Genomic DNA, 24,353 nt, shown 5'->3' on the forward strand with positions numbered 1-24,353 from the left:
GCCGAGACAGGCTCGCGCGGCGAGGGGCGTCAACGGGCGTCAACGGGCGCCATGAGGCGCCTTCCAGCCACGTCAATATTTCAGTAATACGTCGGGTTTCACAAGTAGTAGCTTTCCCGATCATCGATACGCATGCGCTCAAGCGCGAATTGTCATTCCGGAATCGACCGGCCGGAATGGCGGCGGCATCTTTCGGTCATTGGCAGATCAAGCACTCGCCCAAAGATGCGTTCGCGAAGCGTTGGAATTGACGACGTCAAGGCAGTATTCGCAGCGATTGTGGCGGTACCTTCAGTTCTTACCTAATTCACTGGCAGCCGCGATGTTGAGACGAACCCTGCTCGCAAATTTCGCCGGCCAAATGGTGACGGCGCTGCTCGGCATCGTCATGGTGCCGATATACGTGCGTCATCTCGGGGTCGAAGCTTATGGGCTGATCGCCATCAACGCCGTGGTGCTCGCCTGGGTGCTCGTTCTCGACTTTGGGCTTTCACCAACCCTGTGTCGCGAACTCGGCAGTCTGCGGGCCGGCACCGGAGTGAAAGCGGAAGTCGGGCTGTTGCTGGAATCATTGGAAAAACTGATTCTCGGCACCAGCACGATCCTTTTCGTGCTGTCGATTTTCATTGCACCGTATTTCGCCGAACGATGGCTGAACGCGTCGACTTTGCCGCCGAGCGAGATTCGTACCGCATTCGTGCTGATGATGCTCACTGCCATTGCACGTTGGCTCGGTGCGCTCTATCGGGGCGGCGTGGTCGGCATCGATCGACAGGTCGCACTCAACGGCATTGTCATCACGTTCGCCGTGATACGCACCGTGTTCGTCGTGCCGATCATCATGATCTGGCCGCGCATCGAGTTCTTCTTTGTCTGGCAGCTTCTGGCGATTGTTACGGAAGCGGTTGCGATGCGGACACTGCTCGCCCGTGCGATCGACATACCTTTCCTGTCGACGCGTTTCTCATGGAAGGTACTGTCCTCGCGGGCGAAACTTTCCATGTCGATTGCATTGGCAACGGTCATCTGGGCCTGCACGACACAGATCGACAAGATCGTCCTTTCCAAACTTCTGCCGCTGGCCGACTTTGCGGTGTTCAGCCTGGCGACACTGCTGGCGAGCGGAATCCTGTTGCTGGCGAACCCGATTCAACAGGCGTTCATTCCTCGCCTGACCACCGAGAGTTTCGGCGGTGGCGAACGGATTCGTCAGATGTACGCGCTGGCTACCGAGTTGACTTCACTGGCGGTGATCCCGGTCGCCGCCGTGTTCATCTGCGCGCCAGAAGCCGTTCTCCGATTCTGGTCCGCAAGTGCCCCGTTGAGTCCTGAGGCCGTGCGAACGATGCAGTGCTATGCGGCAGGAAACGCATTCTCTGCAATCGCTTCGCTGGCGTTCATCGTTCAGTACGCTAAAGGCGATCTGTCCTTGCATTTGAAGGGCATCATCGGCTTTCTGATCCTCTATGCCCCGGCCGTCCTGTTCGGCGGCATGCATTTCGGTGCTGTCGGCGCCGCTTATGCGTGGCTGGGCATGAACTTTCTGCTTCTGTTTGGTTGGGTGGCGATCGTACATCGCAAGTTTATTGCTGGTATCAATGCAAGCTGGTATCGCGGTCTCATTGCGCGTATCGCCGCACTCGCACCGGTTGGACTTCTGTTGAGTCGTGCGGATCTGACAAACACCTCACGCATTGGGCTGTTCTTTGTCCTATCAGGAGCGTGGCTCGCGATGGTTGCCTTGACCATCGCGGTATCGCCAATCATCCAACGAAAGGCTCGCCACCTGGCCGGGCGACTCGCCTTCAACTGAGAGAAACAGCATGGGAGCTACCCTTAATTCACCGGTCCCGGAGCGAACTGCGCCGGTATTGTCGGTCATCGTGCTTTGTTACCGGCAGGACGAGTACGTCGGTGCATGTCTGCAAAGCGTCGTCGACCAGCATCTCGATGTGCCATTCGAGATCATCGTGGGCGATGACAATTCGCCCGACAATTCACTGGCTGTCATCGAGTCCTTCCGGGCGCGTTACCCGGACCTGATCAAGGTCGTTGCGCACGACACCAACGTCGGCTGCGCAGCGAATTTCGCCGATACCGTGGCGATCGCGAAGGGCGAATTCATCGCGAACATCGACGGCGACGATGTCATGCTGCCCGGCAAGCTTCAGCGCCAGCTCGACTTCCTGAAAGCGCATCCCGAATGCGGCCTCGTGGTGCACAGGATGCGCACGGTGGACCAGGATACTTTGGAGCCCGTGCTGTATCCGTTGCCGAAAAAAAAGCCCGCCACGTTCGACGCTGCCTACCTCATCAGAAATGGACCGTACTTCTTTCACAGCTCCGAAATGTATCGGGCTCGCCTGCGCCGTCGCGGGCCCGTCGACGTAGGTCTGAAAGCAGTCTGCGATCTGGCCCATCTGCTACAGGTCGTGGTCGGTACGCAAGGCTGCTACCTGGACGAAGAGTTGGGTCTTTACCGCGTCAACCGGACCGGCATGACCTCCATGCGAATCAGGAATCCGGAGCGTCATAGGGAAAGCATGAACGACATGATCGAGACCTGTCTGATTGCGGCCAATCTGGGTGTGGAGAGTGATGCGGTCAACCGGGGCCGCGCGAGGTTCTATCTGACCTCGGCCATCTTCTATCTGGAGCATGGGCGCGAGGACAGTTTCGAGGATTGCATCGAAGCGAGCCGGCGTTCCGCACGAATCGGTATGAAGCAACTGGTTCTGTACTCCATGCGCCGGTGGCCGCGTGTGTTGTGCACTGTCTATACGCGAGCCAAGCAGGTGGCGGGACGACAACGGATGAACGCATGAGTACAGCCATGCAGGAAAACGAGAGGCCCGTTACGACCGGAGTGAGGCTTCTCGACGTAATGAACCGGATCTTGCTGGCCTGGTATCGGCTCAAGACCCGCTTCTGGTACGCCCACGTGTTCGAGTCGATCGGCGCGAAGACGACGATCTTCCGTCCCATGCTGCTCGTCAACGTGCAGTACGCGTCGCTTGGCGAGCGTGTGCTGATCCGGCCCGGCGCGCGCATCGAACTTGTCGTGACGGACCCGGCCGCGCCACCACGGCTCACCATAGGCAGCCGGGTCAATATCGAGCAGAACGTTCACATCGTATGCGGGTCATCGATCGAGATCGGCGACGGTGTGACGATTACGGGCAACGTCGCCATTGTCGACGTCGAACATCCCTACGAGGACGTCAACGACCCCACGCGCATTGGCGACCGGATTCGCACGCGGGGCAATTACGTGCGGATCGGGCAGGGCGCATTCATCGGCTTTAACACAATCGTTCTGCCGAACGTGAAGATCGGCCGCCACACGGTGGTGGGCGCGCATTCAGTAGTGACTCGCGATGTTCCTGATTACTGCGTGGTCTCGGGAAATCCCGCGCGGATCATGAAGCGCTACAACTTCGAAACGCAATGCTGGGAAAGGGAGAAGCAATGAAAGTCCTCATTACGGGTGGCGCCGGCTTTATCGGCTCGAGTCTGGCGCGTAAGCTCTGCGCAAGCAATGCGGAAGTGACGGTGCTCGATAATCTCTCGCCGCAGATTCACGGAGACAATCCGGATGTCACGTCCGCGATCTTTGCGTCGTTGCCGCAAAGCGTGCACTTCGTGAAGGGATCGGTGACGGATCGGGCCATGCTCGAACGTGTGATGGAGGGGCAAGACGCGATCGTCCATCTGGCGGCCGAGACAGGCACGGGACAATCCATGTACGAGGTCGACCGTTACGTCGATGTGAACGTGCATGGCACGGCGCTGATTCTCGACATACTGGTCAAGAACAGCAGCAATACCGTGCGCAACGTGGTCGTCGCTTCGTCGCGAGCGATTTATGGCGAGGGCAAGTACCGTTCTCCGGCCGCCGGCATTCTGTATCCCGGCCCGCGCAAGGAAAAAGACATGCTGGAGGGGCAATTCGAGCACCTCTGCCCGATTAGCGGCGAGCCGATGGAATGCGTGCCGACCGACGAGGAATCGAAAATCCATCCCACATCGCTCTACGGCATTACCAAGCAGACTCAGGAACAGATGGTGATGACGACCTGCCGCTCCATCGGCATCGCTGCGTCGGCCTTGCGTTATCAGAACGTCTATGGGCCGGGGCAGTCGCTGTCCAATCCCTACACCGGTATTCTTTCGATCTTTTCGACGCGCATCAAGAACGGCAATCCGATCAATATCTTCGAGGACGGCCTGGAAAGCCGTGACTTCGTTTATATCGACGACGTGGTCGCCGCAACGTACTCCGCACTCACCAATCCCAATGCCGCGGACAACGTATTCGGCATCGGCTCGGGCGTGCGCACTTCGGTGATCGACGTTGCGCGGTCGCTGTGCGAGGCGTATGGCAGCAACGTCGACATCAGCGTAACGGGCGCCTTCCGCCTTGGCGATGTCCGCCATGTCTACGCTGACCTGGCGAGAGCAAGGGAAATGCTCGGCTTTGAGCCGAAAGTGTCGTTCAGCGAAGGCATCGCGAAGTTTGCCCAATGGGTCGACCAGCAGCAGGTAATGGCCGACACTTACGAGAAGAGTATTGCGGAGATGCGGGAGAAAGGCCTGTACAAGGGCTGTGAACGGGCGGCATGACGCGCACGCTGTCCACGCCATGCATGACGGAGGCGCCGCCACGGCTGCCTTCGCAACTCATTTGAAGGACGCAATATGCCGACGAGATATGGTTCGCCGCTGATCGGAATTGTCACCGTACTGTATCGCTCCGATTCGGTGCTTCCCGATTTTTTCAAGAGTCTCGCCGCCCAGCGCGAGGCGAACTTCAAGCTGTACGTGATCGACAACAGCGAAAAGGATACGGGATGCACGATATCGCGCGAGCTCGCCGCTCTCAACGGCATTCACGCCGAGATCGTATTCAATAACGACAATGTCGGCGTTGCTCGCGGTAACAATCAGGGTATAGAGATGGCGCTGGCAGACGGATGCGAATATGTCCTGCTGGCCAATAACGACACTGACTTTCCGGAGCCCGACGTGATCGCTGGACTGGTGCGGCACACTCAGGAAGCCGGTGCGCTCGCTTCGGTACCCAAGATCACCTACCACGGCACCAATCGGATATGGTGTGCGGGCGGAAGGTTCTCGCCGCTTACCGCCACTACACCGCACGTAGGTGATCGGAAAGAAGATCGTGGGCAGTTCGACAAGGAAATGTTTACGGAATATGCGCCAACGTGTTTCATGTTGTTGCACAAAAGCATTTTCCAGACGATTGGGATGATGGACGAAAAGTACTTCGTTTATTACGACGACAGCGATTTCGTCTGGCGTATGAAGCGCGCGAATATCGGCTTGCTGTATGTACCGACCTCGAGCGTCGGTCACAAGGTGGCGGTGTCCACCGGCGGTAACGAAAGTCCGTTCAGCCTGTTCTACACGGCACGCAATCGTGTCTACTTCAGTCGCAAGCATCTTGCACCCGCGCATCGCGCCGTTGCGATTGCGTATGCGATTGTGACCTTGACGGTCAAATGCGTGAAGTTTTCGCCGGCAGCGAGGTCGAGCGTGTTCAAGGGGCTCAGGGCCGGCTTCTCACTGTCAGTCGCGGATCATTGATCGGCAGGCTGCCACGTATGGGGATCCGTCGTCCTGGCAATGTTTCGATATGACAGGACGACGGATCGGCCAATTTCGGTTCAGATATCCGAGATGATCCCGATGATGTGATCGAGCATGTCATCCGTCAGCGCCGGGAAAATCGGCAGACACAGTATCTGTTGTGAAGCGGCGTGGGCGACCGGGAGATTATCGGGCCGCGCGGAAGGCAGGCTGCGATAGATCGGAAACTCCGAGACCAGTGGGTAAAAATAGCGGCGCGTGTAAATATCGCGATCGCGGAACTTCTGGTACAGCGCGTCGCGGCTGAGAGGGTAGTCCGGGCCGACGAGAATCGGGAAGTACGCGTGATTCGCCACTGTTTCGCCCGCCTTCGCCACGCAAGCAATTCCGCGCACGTCGCGCAGCCGTTCCCTATAGATCGCGTCGATCCGGGCGCGCCGTGCCAGTGCGTCATCGATATGCTGTAGCTGGAGCAACCCGAATGCCGCGTTGATCTCGCTCATCTTGCCGTTGATGCCGCATGCAACGACAGTCACTTCATCGACAAAACCGAAGTTCTTCAAATGGTCGATCCGCTGTTTCGTTCTCTCGTCCTGACAGATGATCGCGCCGCCTTCAAACGTGTTGAAGACCTTGGTGGCGTGGAAGCTGAGGATGGAGAGGTCGCCGTGCTCGAGCACGCTTCCGGTTTCGGTCTGCACACCGAAGGCATGGGCAGCGTCGTAAATTACCTTCAGATTGTAGTTGTCAGCGATCTTCTGAATCGCTTCGACGTCGCATGCCTTGCCGTAGCAATGCACCGGCATGATGGCGGTGGTCTGCGGCGTGATCGCGGCCTCGATTTTTGAAGGGTCGAGATTCAGCGTGCGCGGATCGATGTCGACGAATACCGGCTTGATACCGTTCCAGACCAGCGAGTGCGCGGTTGCAACGAATGAATAAGGCGTTGTGATGACCTCGCCGGTGATGCGCAGCGTCTGCAGCGCGGTAAGCAGCGCAAGCGTGCCGTTGGTGAAGAGCGCGAGATGCTTGACCCCGAGGTACTTGCACAGCGCGGCTTCGAACTGCTGGTGAAACGGGCCGCCGTTGGTCAGCACCTTACTGTCCCAGATCTGCTGAAGATAGGGAATGAATTCTTCGAGCGGCGGAAGATGCGGTTGGGTAACGTAAATGCGCTCGTCTATCTGTGGCGCAATAGCCCTAAGCGGTACGACAGCATTCATTTTTTTTCCCTATTCTGGACGGCGTGGTGGAGTCGCCGTGGCGGCAATGGCTTCTTCTGCGGTTACCTGAAACGCGAGGGGCGGCTGATCGCCGCACCAGCGTTGTCACATGATTCTCAACGCGTGCGACAGCAAACTTTGCAGCGGCGATAAATGCCAGTGTTGTCCAGATGGGGTCTCGCAGCAGACAAAAGCACATCGTGCAATGAAGTCCTCCTCGTTGCACGCGCGAGACCATCGTAAATAGAGATTACGGGTGTTCAAAAGCGCCAACTCCTCGACCCGAGGGTAACCAGCTTCTCGGTGCGATGGAGCGGCAAGCTCCGCCGCTGCTATCACGGAATCCCGGTTCTGCGATATGCCGTGACTGGGATTCGTGCATGGATTTACTGATTCGACGAATCGATGCTTCGGATGTGATGCCGTCGCCCGGTTCGCCACCCGCCGATTTATCGCAGCCGCACTGGTAATGCGACACTTTGGCAAGTGTTATATGAATACCGCCTTGCCACGATGCAGTCTGTGGTTTAGCGCACGTTGCGCAACGTTGGTGCATTCACGTAAGAGGATTGAGGGCGGCCCGATTATTATTTGCTTCGCAAAATTGTGCAGTGATGGGAGCGATTACTGGCTAATCAAAAGCGCGCTGTGAAGTAATGCCCGATACGAACACGCAATCAGCAGAAACTACTGGAGCGGCAATATCAGTTGTCAATGACCACGCCAGATGTCAAATTTATGTTATTCGACGCTTGCGAACTTTTGGCGGAGCGCCGCGAGTAGGCAGCGTAGTCTTTAACAGGCAGACGCGCACACCGCCTCACTGCTGCGATTGATCGAACATTCGGTTTGATTATATAAGTAGTACTGGGTATATAGCCGACCTTCGCGGCCGGGTCAGTACCCGTGCGACTTTTCACAACATGCGCCCGCGCCTTCGCCTGACCATCAAACGTTCGGCTCCGCACAGACACGGCATGTTCCAGCACGGATCATGCAGTTACATCATCCGGCAGTGCAGAGGTTCGGCGCCCGGTAGCGCCGTCCGTCGTGGTGATCGTTCTGCTCCGGCCGAGCGTGCGGGCCTGTCGAGCGTCACACTTCGCTAACGAGCAATCCACCGTCGATACGTCAGACGGCCGGATCAGCAAACAACGGTACAGCAGCAACGTTGGGCAGCCTGATAGCGCTGATCCAGCGCGGTGCCTGTCAGATCAACCCGCACACGGTCGAGGCTGAATTGGCGATATTGCTCGAACAGTACGACAACCTGACGACGCGCGGCGACGATTGCACGCTCGTCTCGCCTTTCGCGTGCAAGCCGGCGAAGCTGTGCGACCGCCCGGCTTCGTGCCTGAAGTTAAATTCGATGGTGCTGGGCCCGAAATGAAAAATGAGCGTGGACAGAACCTTCTGAAGCGCGTCGATCTTGTTGTCGGCGGCGCCCTCCTGTCCCTGTTGGGGATGTTTCGCAGAAAGCGGCGCCCGCCGGCCGAATGCACGACGGCGGGCATTTTCGCGTTCGCCGCAATCGGCGATTCGATCTTGTCCTCGATAATTATTTCTGAGTTGAGGAAAGTAAGAAACATTTCTAAAGTAGTAGTATTCGCATCGCGCAGCAACGCGCGCATTTACGATCTGTTCGACGGGCTGGACGAGGTCGTGGTGGTTCCGTTGACGAGCCCGTTGAATGCGTTGAGGGAAATAAGGAAGCATGACGTCGATGTCCTGATCGATACGTCGCAATGGCCGAGGATCTCCGCCATTCTGGCCGCCTTCATGAAGGCAAAGTTCACGGTTGGTTTCAAGACCCGGCGTCAGTTCCGCCATTACGCTTACGATGCATGCGTCGAACATCGCGACGACATTCACGAACTGGATAATTTTAGAAGGCTGCTGCGGCCGCTAGGAATTGAATCCACGGAAACGCCCCAGATCGGCAAAAGTATTCGCCCATCCGGTCTGCCGTTCGTCATGGACGATAGATATATCGTCTTTCACCCTTGGGCTTCTGGAACAAATTTCGCCATGCGCGAGTGGCCAGCGGAGTACTGGCAAAAGTTCGCCCGCATGCTGATTGGGAGTGGATACGCCATTGTCATCACCGGGGGGCCGGAAGACGCTGCACGGGCGCAGCAACTCGTCGACCTGATCGGCAGCAGCAAGGTGGTCAGCGTCGCGGCCAAGGTGAGCCTCGCCGAGGTGGTGGGAATCGTAAGGCGGGCGGACTGCATAGTTTGCGTGAACACCGGCATCATGCATTTGTCCGCAATGCTGGATACCCCGATGATCAGTTTGCATGGTCCAACCAATCCATTCCGATGGGGCCCTGTCAGTAAGGAGCGCGGCGTCCTCGCGGTGTCCAGACAGGACGGCGGAATGTTTCTGAACCTCGGGTTCGAATATCCGAAAGATGCGAAGTATGTGATGGACAAGATAAGCGTCGCTTCTGTCGCCGACGTTCTGAGTGAAGTTTATTCAATCAATTTAGGCCGCCATGACAAGAAACCCGCTGGTGAAGCTTTCGCCCCCTGAGTTCGACTGCGCTCAGTTAATGGTCGTAGGCGACGTGATGCTCGATTGGTATTGGCATGGTTCGACCTCCCGGATTTCGCCGGAGGCGCCTGTTCCTGTCGTCCATGTGCAATCCGAAGAGACGCGAGTGGGTGGGGCGGGAAACGTCGCATTGAATGCGGCGGCCCTTGGAGCGCAGGTTCGGCTCCTGGGTCTGGCCGGAGAGGACGTGCACGCCGACCGGATCGAGAATCTGCTGCGCGAAGGTGGCGTCGAGTGTTTTCTTCAACGGGTCGCGGGCAGCAAGACGATCACGAAGTTGCGCATTCTGTCCCGTCATCAGCAGATGATCCGGGCGGACTTCGAGGACCATTTCCCGGCACGCAATGGCGACGAATTGATCTTCAGTTTCGAGCGGCATTTGCAAGAGGTCGATGCCGTGGTTTTATCCGACTACGCCAAAGGGTCGCTGCACGATTCGAAGAACCTGATCGCCGCCGCGCGGCGAGCGGGAAAACACGTGATCGTGGATCCGAAAGGAGCAGATTTCGAGCGATATCGCGGCGCGACTGTCATTACGCCCAACCTCTCGGAGTTCGAGGCCGTGGTCGGACATTGCGACACCGAACTCGCTATCGAACAGAAAGGCGCCGCCCTCTGCGATGCATTTGAACTCGAAGCGGTGCTCGTCACGCGTAGCGAGAAAGGCATGACGTTGATTGCTCGTGGCCATGCTCCTTTACATTTGCCCACGCGCGCGCGCGAAGTGTTCGATGTGACGGGAGCCGGCGACACGGTCGTTGCCACGCTGAGCGCCGCGCTCGGCGCAGGCATGCCGCTGGACGAAGCGGTCGTGCTTTCCAATGTCGCGGCAGGTATCGTCGTGGCTAAACTGGGGACCGCAACGGTCCGCCGCCCCGAACTTCAGCAGGCATTGCAGCATGATTTGCATACGGCACGCCGAAGCAATATTTTCGCGCGCGTTTCCCTGCTGCCTTGGCGAGCGAAACCCCGCTCAGAGAAAACGAGTACCGTGGGTACCTGATGGGTTGATTCGCGCGCATGGGATGAGCGGCCTGAAGAGTAAGGGCCCGCGAACCGAAACTGTTCGCGGGCCTTGTTTTTTCAGGCTGGAATCAAGCCGCGGCAACGTTGCGAGCGGCGTTCTCTTCAACCGGGAGCGCCGCATACGCGGTGGCGAGATGATAAGGCGTAGTGGATGGCATGTCAGCGCGCGACACTTCACCGGTCGCGGTCATGCATTCACGCCAGCCGAGCGGATGCAGAAACCGCTGGCGAAAGCGCCCGATTTGCCCGGACAGTGCGGCGGCGCCTGCTGCGTCGTGGTCGCGGGTAGCAAGGGCACGCAAATATTCGCTTTGTGCCCAGATGCGCTGTGTGGCGTCCCTGACCTGGCCGGTTTCGTCGAGCGAAGCGCATACGCCCCCCGTTGCAGGATCCACGCCATGCTGCTGGGCAAATATGAAGGCTCGCGAGAGCGCGTCGTCGAGCGCCGTTCCGTTCAGTACGGAGCTCGCCTGTCTGGCCAGCCAGAACCACTCGAACTGGTGACCGGGCTCCAGACGGTTGTCGTCGGCACCCACCGGGAGTTCCGCGATGCAGCCCGTCGGTGCATGCACGAAGGTGCGTTCGATCGCATTGGCCAGTTTGCGCAACGCGGAGTCGAACGCGCTGTCCTGGGTCGACTCGCGCGCGGCGAGCCAGGCTTCGGTGAGATGCATCAACGGGTTTTGCACCGGCGTGCCGGTCACCGTCGAGAAATCCGCGTTGAGCGACGCATTGAACAATCCGTGTGGCGCGGCGAAACGCGTTTCGATGAGCGCCGAGGTGCTACGCACGACGTCGAGTGCGTCCCCGCTGCCAAAGCGTGCGGCGTATTCGGCACATGCGAAGACCAGGAACGCATGCGTATAAAGATCCTTTGTCGTATCGAGCGGCTGACCGTGTGCGTCGATGCTGTAAAACCAGCCGCCGCGTTGCCTGTCCTTGAAGTAGTGCAGCAGCGCCTCGAACAGCACGTGAGCGTGGGCCGCTTCGCCGGCCTGCGAGAACACGAACAGCTGCCGTGCGCACGCCATCGCGCGATAGCGTTCGACCGGCATGGGCGAATGCCCCGCCTTGGCGCTGACGGCTTCGTAAGGCAGATGCATCGCGCTGTTGAAGCCTGGCCCGCGCCAGATCGGCAGGACGACGTGTGCGAAGTGGTGTCGTAGCGTGGCGGCAGAGGCGATCGGGGAGGCAGGTGCATTCATGCTGCGAATCTCCTTCGATGAGGGCGTGGGCGGCGGAGCGTCTTGCATCCCGTCATGGTGCTGCGCGTGCCATCCGGTGCTACAGGCGCACCAGGTCGTATGCATGCAGCGCCGCTCCGCGCTACACGCGCGATGGTGCGGATTGGTCGGACTGGGCGGATTGTGCGTGAACCGGCGGGGCCACCTCTCCCGCGAGTTCACGTTCGAGAATACCGAGCAATTGGCGTGCGGACCGTTCCCACCGGAAGCCGCGTGCATGCTCCCTTCCGCGTTGACGCCAGGTTTCGCGTGCCGCAGGGTCTGCCATCATCTGTGTCACTTTGTCGACGATGTCGTCGACCGAATATGCGTCGCAGTACAGGGCGGCATCGCCGCATACTTCAGGAAGCGAAGCTTCACGCGATACGATGACTGGACATCCGCAAGACATTGCTTCGAGCGGCGGCAATCCGAAGCCTTCATATAGCGAAGGAAACAGAAAACAGGCTGCGTTTTCGTACAGCGCTCTCAACTCCCCGTCCGATACGAATCCCGCGGGAACGATGTTTTTCGACAAATCGAAACCCACCTTCGCCCCCGAATTGAAGACCCGCAAATCGCATCCGCCGACGACGACGAACTTCCAGTCGTGACTGTCATTCAGTCGCTCCACGGCGGTGAGTATGCGCGGGAGGTTCTTTCCCACCGAGAGATTGCCGACAGCGAGTACGTAGCCATCTTTCTGCAGATTCAAGCGTGACAGGATGGCCGTGTCGGGTGAGATTTTTTCAAAGTGGTCCACGCCGTTCAAGACCACTGAAATGCGCGACGCGTCGATGCCCAGGCGCTCCACGATCCGTTTCTTCGAGAACTCCGACACTGTCACGATGTGCCTGACGTTGCGCTTCAGCAGCGAAAGTGCAACGCGATACCAAAGCCGGTACTTCCACGAGTAATTTTGAGGCAGATCGTAGATTGCCACGTCATGTACCATCACAACCTGCCGCCGAACGAACAGCGGACCCATGTTACACAGGCTAAGCAGCGTGCGGCGGCCAGTCGCGAACGGCAGTGAGAACTGCTCCCACAGAGAACCCTTCAGGCGGCGGCCAATCACTTTCGCGTTCGGAAAGACAACGTCTGTTCGCGCGTTGGGGGGGACGAGCAAAGGCAGATCGGTTCCGTGTGGAAACAGATGCTGGAACGCCACGGCCAATTCATAGCCGACACGTTGCACGCCGGTGATGCGCTGAGAGGCGAACTTGCCGTTGATGGCAAACCCGCCAGAGGGACCCTGCCATTGCGGGTCCCGTGGTGAACCAGCGTCAGGTGACAAGGCGAGGCGGACAGGAGCCTCCTGCGGTCCCAGGCTGGAACGCTCCAGCTCCACTAACTGTTTCATACGTTATCGCTCCAGTGTGCTGGCCGACGCGGGCATGGAGAATACGGATTACATTGCCGTGACCGGAGCGCAGGCTGCTCAATACGCGCCGCCGCCGTCAAAGACCACTTTGAAGGTTCTTAGCAGAATGCTGATGTCGAGCAAGGTGGAACGTTCTTTAACGTAAGAGACGTCCAGTGCGACTCTGGTCGCGTAGTCGACGTTATTGCGCCCGCTCACTTGCCACAATCCCGTTACACCAGGCCTGACCGACAGGTAGTAATGCGCGTCGGCGCCATAACGTTCCAGTTCCTTGGTGACGATGGGCCGCGGGCCGACGAGGCTCATGTCGCCGCGAAGCACATTCCAGAGTTGAGGTAGTTCATCGAGGCTCGTCTTGCGTAAAAAGCGGCCGACGCCCGTGATGCGCACATCGTTCTTCAGCTTGAAATCGCGATTCCATTCCTCGCGCGCACTGGCGTCGGTGGCAAGAAGTTCGGCGAGAACGACATCGGCTTTCGGCACCATAGAGCGGAATTTCAAACAACGAAACGAGCGTCCGCCTTTGCCCACGCGAGGGTGTCCAAAGAAGGCCGCCCCCCCATCGCGCTTGACGATGCAAGCCAGCACGAGAAAAATCGGCAGCAGCACGAGGAGCAGGAAAGACGCGCCGAAAATATCGAGCGCGCGTTTTGTGAAGTCACCCTTTGTGGAGGGGATGTCCGGGTCGTTTGCCGCGGACGTGTCCGAGGGAAAGGACTCTTCACTGCGGTTGAAATCCGAGGTGCTGTCCATATGCGAAGATAAGAAGCCGCGGCCGCCCAATTCAGGATTGTCGGCATGCGAACGACCTTCGTAGCGGGTATCGAAAGGAGTCGCTTCCTCTGATACTGATTCCGATACCTTGCCGACTAAAGCCATTGCTGCCCCCATTCGAAGTGCGTTAACAGGTACATCGAGTGTTTCGGCATTGCGGGTTGTGTCGGTCATTACAACCGCTGAATGCTGGGCGCTTTGCAGAACCAGAAAAAAGTGCGCTTTCAGACGATTGCGACAAGCAACTCGAGTTAGGACAAAAGGGATATAGCAGGATTTAATTGCTATCGAAATTACTCAGGTAACAAAGAGAAAGGTCAAAAAAAACGAATAAAACTGTCATGCAGGCGCGCAAAGCGCACGCGCAGGCTGTATGCCAAGCGTCGCATTCCCCGGCACCCCGAAACCCATTATTTCGACAGAAAGTATTGCTTTGCAATGCGGCGTCCGTTCCCGGACAAGTCGTAAAATGCCGATGTTCTGGCCGACTCAGAAAGATATGTCAATCGTTTCGCTACCTTCAGACAGCAACCGTTGACACTACGAAAATGTTAGTCGTTATCGTATTTCATGCTGTTCCCGTTTGACCCCTATGGCGATCAAACCCATAAATACGCGCCTGCTCGGTGTGTGGTCGAGCATGTGTAGACGTAGAGTATCTGTACGAATGCCGCTACTCCGTTCGGTACAGCACACAAAGCACGGTTAGGGCATGTCTGATTCGCCGCGTCCATGTGTATGATGAAAGCGGCTCGACGCGCAGATTTCGGTGTCGTCGTGATGACAGTGAATTGTCATCGCAATACATTGCGCTCTTTCCAGATTGCAGCCAGACCAGGTCGATAGCGAGAATGGCATGGCCTTGAGTGTGAGGGCTAAGCCATCCGGACGAGTGTGCGATCTCGCACGTAATACGCAAGTTCGATCATCCGATTTCATGCGGCGGCGAGGAACGGTGGAAGTGATCGACCCGATATCACCCGCCGGCCCACACCCCACACCGCGAAACGCGAAACACATCGGCACCACGCCAGCCCGACTGTCGTGTGCGCCTCAATGACTCGCGCCGAGATACGCGGCCTTCACCGAAGGATCGTTGCGCAACTCCGCTGCGGGTCCATGCGCTGCGATCCTGCCGTTCTCGAGCACATAACCATAATCGGCCACATTGAGCGCGGCCGCGGCGAACTGTTCGACCAGCAACATGGTGACGCCCTGGCTTTTCAGATTCCCGATAATGCGGAACACTTCTTCGACCAGAATGGGCGCGAGTCCCATCGACGGTTCGTCGAGCAGCACCAGCTCCGGGTTCATCATGATCGCGCGCGCCATTGCCAGCATCTGCTGCTCGCCGCCGGAGAGCGTGCCGGCGAGTTGATGGCGGCGCTCCTTGAGCCGCGGAAACATCTCGATTGCGCGTTCCAGATCGGCCTTCACGTCGCCGCGCGGCCGCGCCGAGGTCAGACGCGGGAAGGCGCCCAGTAGCAGGTTGTCGGTCACGCTCATCGTCGCGAACACGCGCCTGCCTTCCGGCGAATGCGCGAGTCCGAGCCGTGCGATGCGGTGCGATTCCAGTGCGTCGATGCGCTTCGCGTCCGCGCCGACGCCCATCGTGATCTCGCCGGCACTCGGCCGGATCATGCCAGAGATCGCTCGCATGGTCGTGGTTTTGCCGGCGCCGTTCGAGCCGATCAGCGTGACGACGGATGCTTTCGGCACGTCGATCGAAATGCCGTGCAGCACTTTGACTTTGCCGTAGCCCGCATGCAGATTTCTGATCGATAACATGTCTGTTCCTGTAAAGGCGCCCGGCGAGCTCATGCCGTCTGGCCGGCAGGCTGGCCGCCGAGATAGGCTTCGATGACTTTTTCGTTGGACTGAATATCGGCGGGCTTGCCTTCGGCGATCTTCTGCCCGAAGTCCAACACCGAGACCAGGTCGCACACGCTCATCACCACGTCCATGTGATGCTCGATCAGCACGACGGTAATGCCGTGATCGCGCACCTTGCGGATGATCGCGACCAGTTCCTTGATATCCGGCGCCGTGAGTCCGGCGGCGGGTTCGTCGAGGAGCAGCAGTTGCGGATCGAGCGCGAGCGCCCGCGCGATTTCGAGTAGCCGCTGTTTGCCGTACGGCAGGTTGCGCGCTTCTTCGGCGGCGACATTTTCCAGACCGACAAACCGCAGCATGCCGAACGCGCGCTCGCGGGCGGCGCGTTCCTCGCGCCGGTAGCGCGGCGACATCAGCCCGACATCCGCGAGATTCGCGTTGAATGTGTGATGCAGGCCGACCAGCACATTCTCGAGCGCGGTCATTTCGCCGAACAGTTGCACGTTCTGGAACGTGCGCGCAATACCGGACAGCGCGATCTGCGAAGAGGTCTTTCCCGCGAGCGAGGTGCCGCGATAGGCGAGCGTGCCGGCGGTGGGGACATAGATGCCGGTCAGCACGTTCATCATCGTGCTCTTGCCCGAGCCGTTCGGTCCGATCAGTCCATGAATCGTGCCGCGCTGCACGGTCAGATCGACGTTGTTGAGCGCCTTCAGTCCGCTGAACTGCATGAGGATGCCGCGCAGTTCCAGAATGTCTTCCGTGCCCGCGGATTGCACCGCCTGAATCGCATCGCCGCCGATCGTGGCCGGTTTCGTGGTGTCGACGGTAATCGTGCGAACCCTGCCATGCATCACGATCTTGCGCACGAAGCCGACTACGCCATCCTGCAGGTAATACACCACGAGCAGGATCATCAAGCCGAAAATGGTGAGGCGCCAGTCGGCGAGCGTATCGATCCGGTAGGAAAACGCGGCAAGGCCCACCGTGCCTATAACGGGAATCGCGACCTTGCGCGGCGTGGACACCTTGCGGGCCAGCGCGACGCCCGCGCCGATCACCACGACCGCCGCCAGCACCGAGGCCACGGTGCGGAACATGTCGATGTCGTCGAGCAGTTTGGGCAGCAGCACGATGATCGCCGAGCCGAGCAGCGCGCCGGTGCGGGTTTTGCGGCCGCCCATGATAATGGCGAGCAGGAACAGAATGGTCAGTTCGAAGTTATAGGTGTTCGGCGAGATGTACTGCTCCGAGTACGAATAGAGGCAGCCGGCCAGCCCGGCAAACCCCGCGCTGATCACGAACGCATAGACCTTGTAGCGATACACCGAGACGCCCATGCAGTCCGATGCGATCGGACTGTCGCGCAGCGCCTCGAATGCGCGGCCCAGATGCGACCTGAGCACGCGGTGCACGACGATCAGCGAGGCGACCAGTAGCGCCGCGACGAGCCAGTAGTACTCGACCTCGTTCATCGGCCGGCCGCCGAACGAAGGCTTCGGAATCTTCACGCCCATCGGCCCGTTGGTCAGAAAATCCATCTCGTTGATGAGAATCTGGATGATCGTGCCGAACGCGAGCGTCACCATTGCGAGGTAGGGACCGGACACGCGCAGCGCCGGCAGCGCGAGAATCGCGCCGAAGCCCGCGGTGACCAGAATAGCCAGCGGCGCGGTGACGAAAAACGGCATGCCGAGCTTGAAGAACAGCACGCCGGCCGTGTAAGCGCCCACGCCGAACAGACCCGCATGGCCGAGCGATACCTGCCCTGTATAACCGACCACGATGTCGAGACCGAAAAGCAGGATCGCGTAGATCATGATCGTCTCGAGCAGGTGGATGTAGTACGGATTCCCCGAGAGCACGGGAAACACCGCGAGCGCGATCAGCGCCAGTGCGGACGCAATGAGTTTCTTCGGATTCACGGCGGCCCTCACACTTTCTTGATCGAGGTCTTGCCGAACAGGCCGGCAGGTTTCAATGCGAGCACCATCAGCAGCAGCACGAGCCCGGGTACGTCCTTGTAGCCGGTGGAGAGATAGAAGCCGGTCGTCGTCTCCGCAATGCCGAGAATGACGCCGCCCACCACGATCCCCAAACCGCTCGACAGTCCGCCGATAATCGCCACCGCAAACGCCTTGAGCCCGAGCACGGCGCCCATCGTCGCGCCGGTGAGCGTGAGCGGCGCGATCAGCACGCCGGCAAAGGCGGCGGTCAGTGAAGACAGCGCATACGAAAACGTGATCACGAGGCCGGTGTTGATGCCCATCAGCGCCGCGGCGTCGCGGTCGTTCGCCGTGGCCACCACCGCCTTGCCGAAAATCGTCTTGCGGTTGAAGAACTCGACCGCCAGCATCATGACGAGGGCGCCGCCCACCACCAGCAATTCCATTGGCAGCACGTTGGCGCCGAATATTTTCAGCGGCGCTTCCGGCAGCGGGGAAGGGAAGCGCAGATCGTCGCGGCCCCAGAGGTTCTCCGCGACGTTCTTGAAGATAATGCCGAGCGCGATCGTCGACATGATCCAACCGAATTCGGATTTGATCCTGATCGCGGGCCGCACCCCGATCCGTTCGACGAACGCGCCTTGCAGCAGACCGAACACGCAGACGAGCGGAATCATCAGCCAGTAATTGACGCCGAGCGTGACGAGCGTGAGGCCGACCAGCGCGCCGAGCATCAGCGCATCGCCCTGGCCGAAATTCAGCGTGCCGGAGGTGGCGAACGTGAGTTGATAGCCGAATGCGATCACGGCGTAGATCATGCCGAGCGCAATGCCGCTATAGATGAGCTGTAGAAGAATGGCCATCGCCGGGCGCCCTCGAATTCACCGGATATGAAGCAAAGCCGCGCCCGCCTTCAGGCGGGCGCGGCTCCGTAACATGCTGCTGCTGCGCTTATTTCGAGCTCAATTCGCGGCGCTCGCCTGCTTGGTGCGCAACTGGCCGCCGCCTTTGCGGTCGGCCTCGTACGCGTAGACCACGCGGCCGCCCTTGACCTCGCCGACCACCGGCACGTTCGGGCTGATCGCTTCGTGGTCGTCGTGGGTGAACGGCTTGTCGTAGACCATCACGACGCCTTCCACTTTCGTATTGAGGTTTTCGAGCGCGGCGCGCACCTTCGGGCCGTCGGTCGAGCCGGCCTGGGTGATCGCGGCGGCCAGCAGATAGATCGAGTCGTAGCCTTGCGCGGCGGAAACCGGTGAGTCGATGCGGTTGTTCTTCGGCTTGAATTCCTTCAGATATGCGTCGATGAAGGCTTTGCGTTTCGGCGTGTTCGCTTCCTGAATGAAGGTCTGCGGCATGCGCGCGCCTTCGCCGTTGGTGCTCGCGTTGTCGATGTAGTTCGCCATCGAAAGAGTCCAGCTGCCGATCAGCGGCACTTTCCAGCCGAGCTTGGCCATGCCGTTGGCGATCTGAGCGAGTTCCGGTCCAATGCCATATGTCAGCACCGCTTCCGCGCCGGCCTCTTTGGCCTTGAGCAGCTGCGCGGTCATGTCGACGTCCTTGATATTGAATTTTTCGACGGCGACAGGTTTTACGCCTTTGGCGGCAAGCGCCTTTTCGAGGTCTTCGCGGCCGAGCTGGCCATAGTTGGTCGAGTCGGCGAGAATCGCGACCTTCCTGAAACCGCGTCTGGTCACGGCTTCTTCGACGATCATGGGCGCCTGGATGCGGTCCGCGGCGGCATTGCGGAACACGTAGTTATCGGGCTGATCGGTGAACTGCTTCGTCACGACGCTGCCTGTGGCGACGTTGTTGAAGACCGGAATCTTCGCTTCCTGGAAGAAGCGCTGCGAGGCGAGGGCGACGCCGGTGTTGATGTAGCCGACCACCGCCACGACTTTTTCCTTATTGATCAGCTCTTGCGCAATCTGCACGCCGCGTTCGTTCTTCGCTTCGTCGTCGCGCTCCACCAGCACGATCTGGCGGCCCAGCACGCCGCCGGCCTTATTGATCTCGGCAGTGGCGAGACGCACGCCGTCTCGCATGCTCACGCCCATCGAAGACGAGCCGCCGGTGAAAGGTCCGTCAACGCCGATCTTGATCGGATCCGCCGCATAGCCGACATTGGCGAGGGCACAAAGCGCGAGCGCACCCACAACGCTTTTCAAGCGAATTCCCATGACTGTCTCCGTAGCATGTCTTTTCTTGCACGAAGCCTCGAACCAGGCCCGTGCGCGCCGATTCGAACGTTCTTAGGAAGCCTGACCGTCAACCGGTGAGCCAGTATAGAAATCGTAAAGTTTTAGTAATATTCGGAATTACCCGCTTGGTGCAATCCCTCAATCGACGGCGGCGGCGCCCCTGCCAGGCGGCGCCTTCGCGCCGCCGTCGACCTTCCTTCAGCTCACGCGAATCCTTGCGGATTGGTGGACTGCCAGCGCCAGTGATCCGCGCACATCCGTTCGATACCGAACTGCGCGCGCCAGCCGATGATCTTTTCGGCGGCGGCCGGGTCGGCGAAACACGAGGCGACGTCGCCCGGGCGGCGCGCGACGATCTCGTAGGGCACCGGCCGTCCGGCGGCTTTCTCGAACGCCTTGACCACGTCGATCACGCTATAGCCCTGACCCGTGCCGAGGTTCACCACGAAACTGGCGTCGCGCGTGACGAGTGCGTCGAGCGCGGCCAGATGCCCGCGCGCCAGATCGACGACGTGGATATAGTCGCGCACGCCGGTGCCGTCGGGCGTGTCGTAGTCGCCGCCGAACACGCGCAGTTTCTCGAGCTTGCCGACCGCCACCTGTGCGACATACGGCATCAGGTTGTTCGGAATGCCGGCGGGATCTTCGCCGATCAGGCCGCTCTCATGCGCGCCGACCGGGTTGAAGTAGCGCAGCGTGGCAATGCGCCACGACGGATCGGCCACTTCCAGATCGCGCAGCACCTGCTCGGCGATCAGCTTCGACTGGCCATACGGATTGGTGGCCGACAGCGGGAACGACTCGTCGATCGGCGAGCTTTTCGGCACACCATAGACAGTCGCCGACGAACTGAACACGAATTGCTTGACGTTGCGCTCGCGCATCACGCCGAGCAAGGTCAGCAGGCTGCCGACGTTGTTGCTGTAGTACTCGATCGGCTTGGCCACCGACTCGCCCACCGCCTTCAGCGCGGCAAAGTGAATCGCGCCCGTGATCGGGTGGGCGTCGAAAATACGGTTGAGCGCCGCTTCGTCGCGCGCGTCGGCTTCGTAGAAAGTCACCGCCTTGCCGGTGATCTTTTCCACGCGCCGCAGCGATTCGCGGTTGCTGTTCACGAGATTGTCGATTACCACGACGTCGTAACCGCCGTTCAGCAGTTCGACACAGGTGTGCGAGCCGATAAAGCCCGCGCCGCCCGTTACCAGAATCGTGCCCTTCGTGGTCATGCTGTTGCTCCGTTAAAGTAAAACGCCCGTCATTTTCTGCACCAGGTCCTTATACATTTCGACGACCACGCGCTCGTCGAATTCTTCCGCGACTTTCTTGCGGCCGCGTTCAGCCAGGGCCCGCCGTTCGGCGCCGCTCATGTCGAGCATGCGCGCCAGCGTGGCCGCGAGGCTTGCTGCATTGCGCGCCTCGCACAGCAATCCGTTGACGCCGTCCGCCACCACCTCGCGGCAGCCCGGCACGTCCGTCGTGACGATGGGCCGGCCCATTGCCGAGGCTTCCATCAGCGTGCGCGGCACGCCTTCGCGATACGATGGCAACACCACGCAGTCCGCTTCGGCGATGAAAGGCCGCACGTCATGCGCCTCCCCAAGATACTCGATGATGCCTTCCCGTTCCCACGCCGCCACTTCTTCGCGCGTAATCGCACTGGGATTGTCGACACCCACCGGGCCGAGCAGTTGGAACCGTGCATGCGGATAACGTTCACGCAAACGCCGCGCGGCTTCGACATATTCGCCCACGCCCTTGTCCCACAGCAGCCGCCCGATCAGCACGAAGCGGTAATCGGCCCGCTCGGGCAACGGCGTGAAGGCGAACTGTTCGAGGTCCACGCCTTCGCCATGCAACAACCTCGCGCGCTCAGGATGCACCAACAAATTCTGTTCGACAAACGCGGCCTGATCGTCGCGATTCAAAAACCATATTTCGCGCGGGAAACGGAAGGCGAAACGATACAGTTTTTTGGCCACCTGGGCGGCGCGGCTCTGCTGGATGAACACATAGCCCAATCCGGTTGTGACCGCAACCGATTGCACGCCCGCCAGCCTCGCGGCGATCGACCCGTAGATATTCGGCTTGATCGTGTAATGGAACACCACGTGCGGGCGGATCGACCGGTATTGCCGGTAGAGCGCATACAGCGTGCGCAGGTCGTCGCGCGGACTGGTGCCTTTGGAGGCGACCGGCAACTCGATGCAGCGGCAGCCCATCGCCACGAGCAGTTCGAACGTGCGGTCGCGCGGCGCGAGCACCGTCACGTCCACGCCGCGCCCCACCAGCATGCGGATCAGCCCTTGCCGGTAGGTATAGATTGCCCAGGCGGTGTTACAGACGAGTGTAATGCGTAACGCGGGCGTCGACTTCAGGGCAGGCTTCATGCGGGAACGAACTCGGCGGTGAATGAGGTGGCGAATGATTCAGTGGCTCGCGCGCGACGTGAGCAGGCTGCGCTTGATCCGTTGCAGCGCGCGGTAAGGCGTCACCAGATGCAGCAGATTTTTGGCGAGGCCCAACCAGTCGTACGGATTGGCGACGTTGAAGTAGCGCAGTTGCAGTCGCAGCGTCGAGCTCACCTGGCGGCGCCGTTTAGTGGCGCTGATGCCGCCTTCGTTCAGTTCGTAGTAGAGCCCGAGCTCCGGCAGGTTCGCGCAGTCGTAGCGTTGCATCAGCCGCACGAACAGATCGATGTCCTCGGCGGAGCGGTACTCGGCGCGGTAGTTGCCGACCGCGCGCACGGCGTCGATGCGCAGCATCATCGAAGGATGCGCGAGGCATGAGCGGAAAAAGCGCAAGCGGCGGATCGCGTCCGGTTCGGCGGGCGGCGTCAGCATGAAAAGCGGCTTGCCTTCGCGGGTGACGACTTGCGTCCACATGCCGAGGCCCGCCACGCGCGGATGCAATTCCATGAACAGGCGTTGTTTGGCGAGCCGCTGCGGCACGCTGCGGTCGCCTGCGTCGATGCGCGCCGCATAGCGGAAGCCGCGCTGCGCAAGGACGTCGATGCCGGTTTGCAACGCGCGCTCGATGCCGCCGTTCCGCGCCATGCGCAGCACTTCGATCGTCATGTTGGCGATGGCCGGCGCGACGATCGGCGGCGTGCTGCCGTCATCGACGATCAGCACGTGCACCGGCGCGCTTTCGCTGAACGACGCGAGCGTGAGGTCGACGTCGGCCTGGCCGTTGTAGGCGGGTATCAGCACCGCGACGTCGTCGAGGGTCATGTGCGCGGTGGCGGGTGAGTTCGTCATGGGCGCAATTTGAAACGGATGTAATAAAGATTGACCGACGCCGCCGCCAGATAGCCGGCCGCGAGGCCCGCCAGCGCGCCGTAAGCGCCGAGCCGCGGAATCGCCAGCAGATTGACCACGAACGCGACGGCCAGCGCGAGCAGCCACTTGGAGAGCAACACGAATTTGGCCTGATACTTGAGCACGATCAGATTGCCGATCGCCTCGATGCCGGCCGGCACGGAGAGCCACACGGCCCAACGGAAAATCCCGATCGCGCCTTCGAACTGCGGCCCGAACACGCTGCGGATGATCAGGCCGGCCAGCAGGTCCAGCACGATCGCGCCGCCCACCATCAGCGCCGCGGTCATGGCGGTGAGCCGCCACATGTTGCGGCGTAGCTGGGCAGCGTCCTGCACGCGGTAGACGAAGGCGGGCGCGATGGTCTGCGCGAGCATCAGCGCGAGCGTGATCCAGTTTTCGTTCAACTGCTGGGCGGCGGAATAGCGCCCGAGGTCGGCGAACGAAATGGCCCGTTCGAGCATGAGCCGATCCAGCTTCAGGAACAGGTACATACAGATCAGGCCGAGCCAGAACACGGTGCCCGCGCTCGCGAAATGCCTGAAGAGCGCCCGGTCGAGATGCCAGCCGAGCTTGCCGCCATGCCGGCCGATGTAGTAGATCACGAGCACGGCGCCAATCGCCGCCGATTCGAGCGCCCACAGCCAGCCGAAGCGCGCGGGCGTGGCCGCCGCGCGCACGAGCAGATAGACAAGAGCGGCCTTCAGTACCGCGGTGCTCATGCTGGTCAGCAACTGCGGCTTGCTGTAGGTCATGCTTTGCAGCCACGCGTTGATCACGCCGACGAACGGCTCGCGAAACAGCATGGTCACGGCGAGGCCGGCGAGCATGGCGCCGACCAGCGGCTCGAAGAAGTGCAGGGCAATGCCGAGCCATGTGAGCAACAGGGCCGCGGCCGACACCGAAATGCGCAGCGCGAAGGCGCTGCCGAGCACGGTGCCGAGTTGCGCCGGCGGCCGGTTGACGATGGTGGGCACGAGGATCTCCGCGCCGCACACCCAGGTGATGGGCGAGAGCACCAGCAGCAGCGTGTTGGCGTACTGCCATTTGCCGAAGATGTCCGGCCCGAAGTAGCGCGCCAGCATGCCGCTGATCGCGATCGCCACGCCGATCTGCGTGAGCCGCTCCAGCCCGAGCCACACGATATTCGTGAAGGCGCGCGTGACGTCCGGATTGGCGAAGCGTTTGAGCGTCAGCATCCGGTGGAGGCCCGGCGGTCCGCTTGCGCCGCTTGCGCCGCTTGTGCCGACGGCGCCGATA

At 60.2% G+C, this 24,353-nt stretch carries 20 protein-coding genes; 8 read left to right on the top strand and 12 right to left on the bottom strand.

From position 1 onward, the window contains the following. Nucleotides 1-322 precede the first annotated feature (322 nt). The 5 genes from BXE_RS03540 (at nt 323) to BXE_RS03560 (ending at nt 5,607) form a co-directional block, all read left to right on the top strand. Entirely contained in the window at nt 323-1,813 is a 1,491-nt protein-coding gene (locus BXE_RS03540; RefSeq protein WP_007176018.1) for a lipopolysaccharide biosynthesis protein, read from the top strand. Between the two features lie 10 nt (nt 1,814-1,823). Continuing rightward, nucleotides 1,824-2,825, top strand: coding sequence for a glycosyltransferase family 2 protein (locus tag BXE_RS03545; RefSeq protein WP_007176017.1), 1,002 nt, complete (start codon nt 1,824-1,826; stop codon nt 2,823-2,825). Next, complete coding sequence (locus tag BXE_RS03550; RefSeq protein WP_269739207.1) at nt 2,822-3,472, top strand: acyltransferase; 651 nt, start codon at nt 2,822-2,824, stop codon at nt 3,470-3,472. The genes BXE_RS03545 and BXE_RS03550 overlap by 4 nt, the downstream gene beginning before the upstream one ends. Continuing rightward, complete coding sequence (locus BXE_RS03555) at nt 3,469-4,623, top strand: NAD-dependent epimerase/dehydratase family protein (RefSeq protein ID WP_007176015.1); 1,155 nt, start codon at nt 3,469-3,471, stop codon at nt 4,621-4,623. The genes BXE_RS03550 and BXE_RS03555 overlap by 4 nt, the downstream gene beginning before the upstream one ends. 75 nt (nt 4,624-4,698) lie before the next feature. Continuing rightward, on the top strand, nt 4,699-5,607 hold the full coding sequence (locus tag BXE_RS03560) for a glycosyltransferase family 2 protein (protein WP_011487061.1): 909 nt from the start codon (nt 4,699-4,701) through the stop codon (nt 5,605-5,607). 80 nt (nt 5,608-5,687) lie between these two features. Here BXE_RS03560 and BXE_RS03565 read toward each other — a convergent pair whose 3' ends face one another. Continuing rightward, entirely contained in the window at nt 5,688-6,833 is a 1,146-nt protein-coding gene (locus BXE_RS03565) for a DegT/DnrJ/EryC1/StrS family aminotransferase (protein WP_011487062.1), read from the bottom strand. Between the two features lie 1,171 nt (nt 6,834-8,004). On the opposite strand from BXE_RS03565, the gene BXE_RS03570 reads away from it, so the two are divergent. Genes BXE_RS03570 through rfaE1 form a run of 3 tightly spaced genes read left to right on the top strand, consistent with a single transcriptional unit; the run spans nt 8,005 to nt 10,392 of the window. Continuing rightward, nucleotides 8,005-8,223 carry a hypothetical protein gene (locus BXE_RS03570; RefSeq protein ID WP_038456893.1) on the top strand — a complete coding sequence of 73 codons (219 nt, stop codon included), beginning with the start codon at nt 8,005-8,007 and terminating at the stop codon, nt 8,221-8,223. Then, on the top strand, nt 8,220-9,368 hold the full coding sequence (locus tag BXE_RS03575) for a glycosyltransferase family 9 protein (RefSeq protein ID WP_011487066.1): 1,149 nt from the start codon (nt 8,220-8,222) through the stop codon (nt 9,366-9,368). The genes BXE_RS03570 and BXE_RS03575 overlap by 4 nt, the downstream gene beginning before the upstream one ends. After that, nucleotides 9,331-10,392: a D-glycero-beta-D-manno-heptose-7-phosphate kinase gene (rfaE1, locus tag BXE_RS03580; RefSeq protein ID WP_007176011.1), complete on the top strand. Its 1,062-nt coding sequence runs from the start codon at nt 9,331-9,333 to the stop codon at nt 10,390-10,392. Before BXE_RS03575 ends, rfaE1 begins: the two co-directional genes overlap by 38 nt. Nucleotides 10,393-10,483: 91 nt before the next feature. Here rfaE1 and BXE_RS03585 read toward each other — a convergent pair whose 3' ends face one another. The 11 genes from BXE_RS03585 to BXE_RS03635 form a co-directional block, all read right to left on the bottom strand. Beyond that, a complete protein-coding gene (locus tag BXE_RS03585) occupies nt 10,484-11,620 on the bottom strand; it encodes an AGE family epimerase/isomerase (protein ID WP_038456890.1) in 1,137 nt (378 codons plus the stop codon). A 121-nt stretch (nt 11,621-11,741) separates the two neighbouring features. Next, a complete protein-coding gene (locus tag BXE_RS03590; RefSeq protein WP_011487069.1) occupies nt 11,742-13,001 on the bottom strand; it encodes a glycosyltransferase family 4 protein in 1,260 nt (419 codons plus the stop codon). A gap of 78 nt (nt 13,002-13,079) precedes the next feature. Next, nucleotides 13,080-13,970 (bottom strand): sugar transferase, encoded by an 891-nt coding sequence (locus BXE_RS03595; RefSeq protein ID WP_233518827.1) that lies wholly within the window; start codon nt 13,968-13,970, stop codon nt 13,080-13,082. Between the two features lie 879 nt (nt 13,971-14,849). Beyond that, nucleotides 14,850-15,584 carry an ABC transporter ATP-binding protein gene (locus BXE_RS03600; RefSeq protein WP_011487072.1) on the bottom strand — a complete coding sequence of 245 codons (735 nt, stop codon included), beginning with the start codon at nt 15,582-15,584 and terminating at the stop codon, nt 14,850-14,852. Between the two features lie 29 nt (nt 15,585-15,613). Continuing rightward, nucleotides 15,614-17,554, bottom strand: a complete 1,941-nt coding sequence (locus BXE_RS03605; RefSeq protein WP_011487073.1) for a branched-chain amino acid ABC transporter ATP-binding protein/permease — start codon at nt 17,552-17,554, stop codon at nt 15,614-15,616. Nucleotides 17,555-17,562: 8 nt separating this feature from the next. Beyond that, on the bottom strand, nt 17,563-18,438 hold the full coding sequence (locus tag BXE_RS03610) for a branched-chain amino acid ABC transporter permease (protein WP_011487074.1): 876 nt from the start codon (nt 18,436-18,438) through the stop codon (nt 17,563-17,565). 99 nt (nt 18,439-18,537) lie between these two features. Further along, a complete protein-coding gene (locus BXE_RS03615) occupies nt 18,538-19,755 on the bottom strand; it encodes an ABC transporter substrate-binding protein (RefSeq protein ID WP_007176004.1) in 1,218 nt (405 codons plus the stop codon). A 224-nt stretch (nt 19,756-19,979) separates the two neighbouring features. Further along, nucleotides 19,980-21,002 (bottom strand): UDP-glucose 4-epimerase GalE, encoded by a 1,023-nt coding sequence (gene galE, locus BXE_RS03620; RefSeq protein ID WP_007176003.1) that lies wholly within the window; start codon nt 21,000-21,002, stop codon nt 19,980-19,982. A 12-nt stretch (nt 21,003-21,014) separates the two neighbouring features. Further along, entirely contained in the window at nt 21,015-22,163 is a 1,149-nt protein-coding gene (locus tag BXE_RS03625; RefSeq protein ID WP_011487075.1) for a glycosyltransferase family 4 protein, read from the bottom strand. Nucleotides 22,164-22,202: 39 nt separating this feature from the next. Next, on the bottom strand, nt 22,203-23,033 hold the full coding sequence (locus BXE_RS03630) for a glycosyltransferase (RefSeq protein ID WP_011487076.1): 831 nt from the start codon (nt 23,031-23,033) through the stop codon (nt 22,203-22,205). Beyond that, a complete protein-coding gene (locus tag BXE_RS03635) occupies nt 23,030-24,292 on the bottom strand; it encodes an oligosaccharide flippase family protein (protein ID WP_011487077.1) in 1,263 nt (420 codons plus the stop codon). The genes BXE_RS03630 and BXE_RS03635 overlap by 4 nt, the downstream gene beginning before the upstream one ends. Nucleotides 24,293-24,353: the final 61 nt, after the last annotated feature.

Origin of the sequence: Paraburkholderia xenovorans LB400, from assembly GCF_000013645.1 — a bacterium.
Taxonomy (GTDB): Bacteria; Pseudomonadota; Gammaproteobacteria; order Burkholderiales; family Burkholderiaceae; genus Paraburkholderia; species Paraburkholderia xenovorans.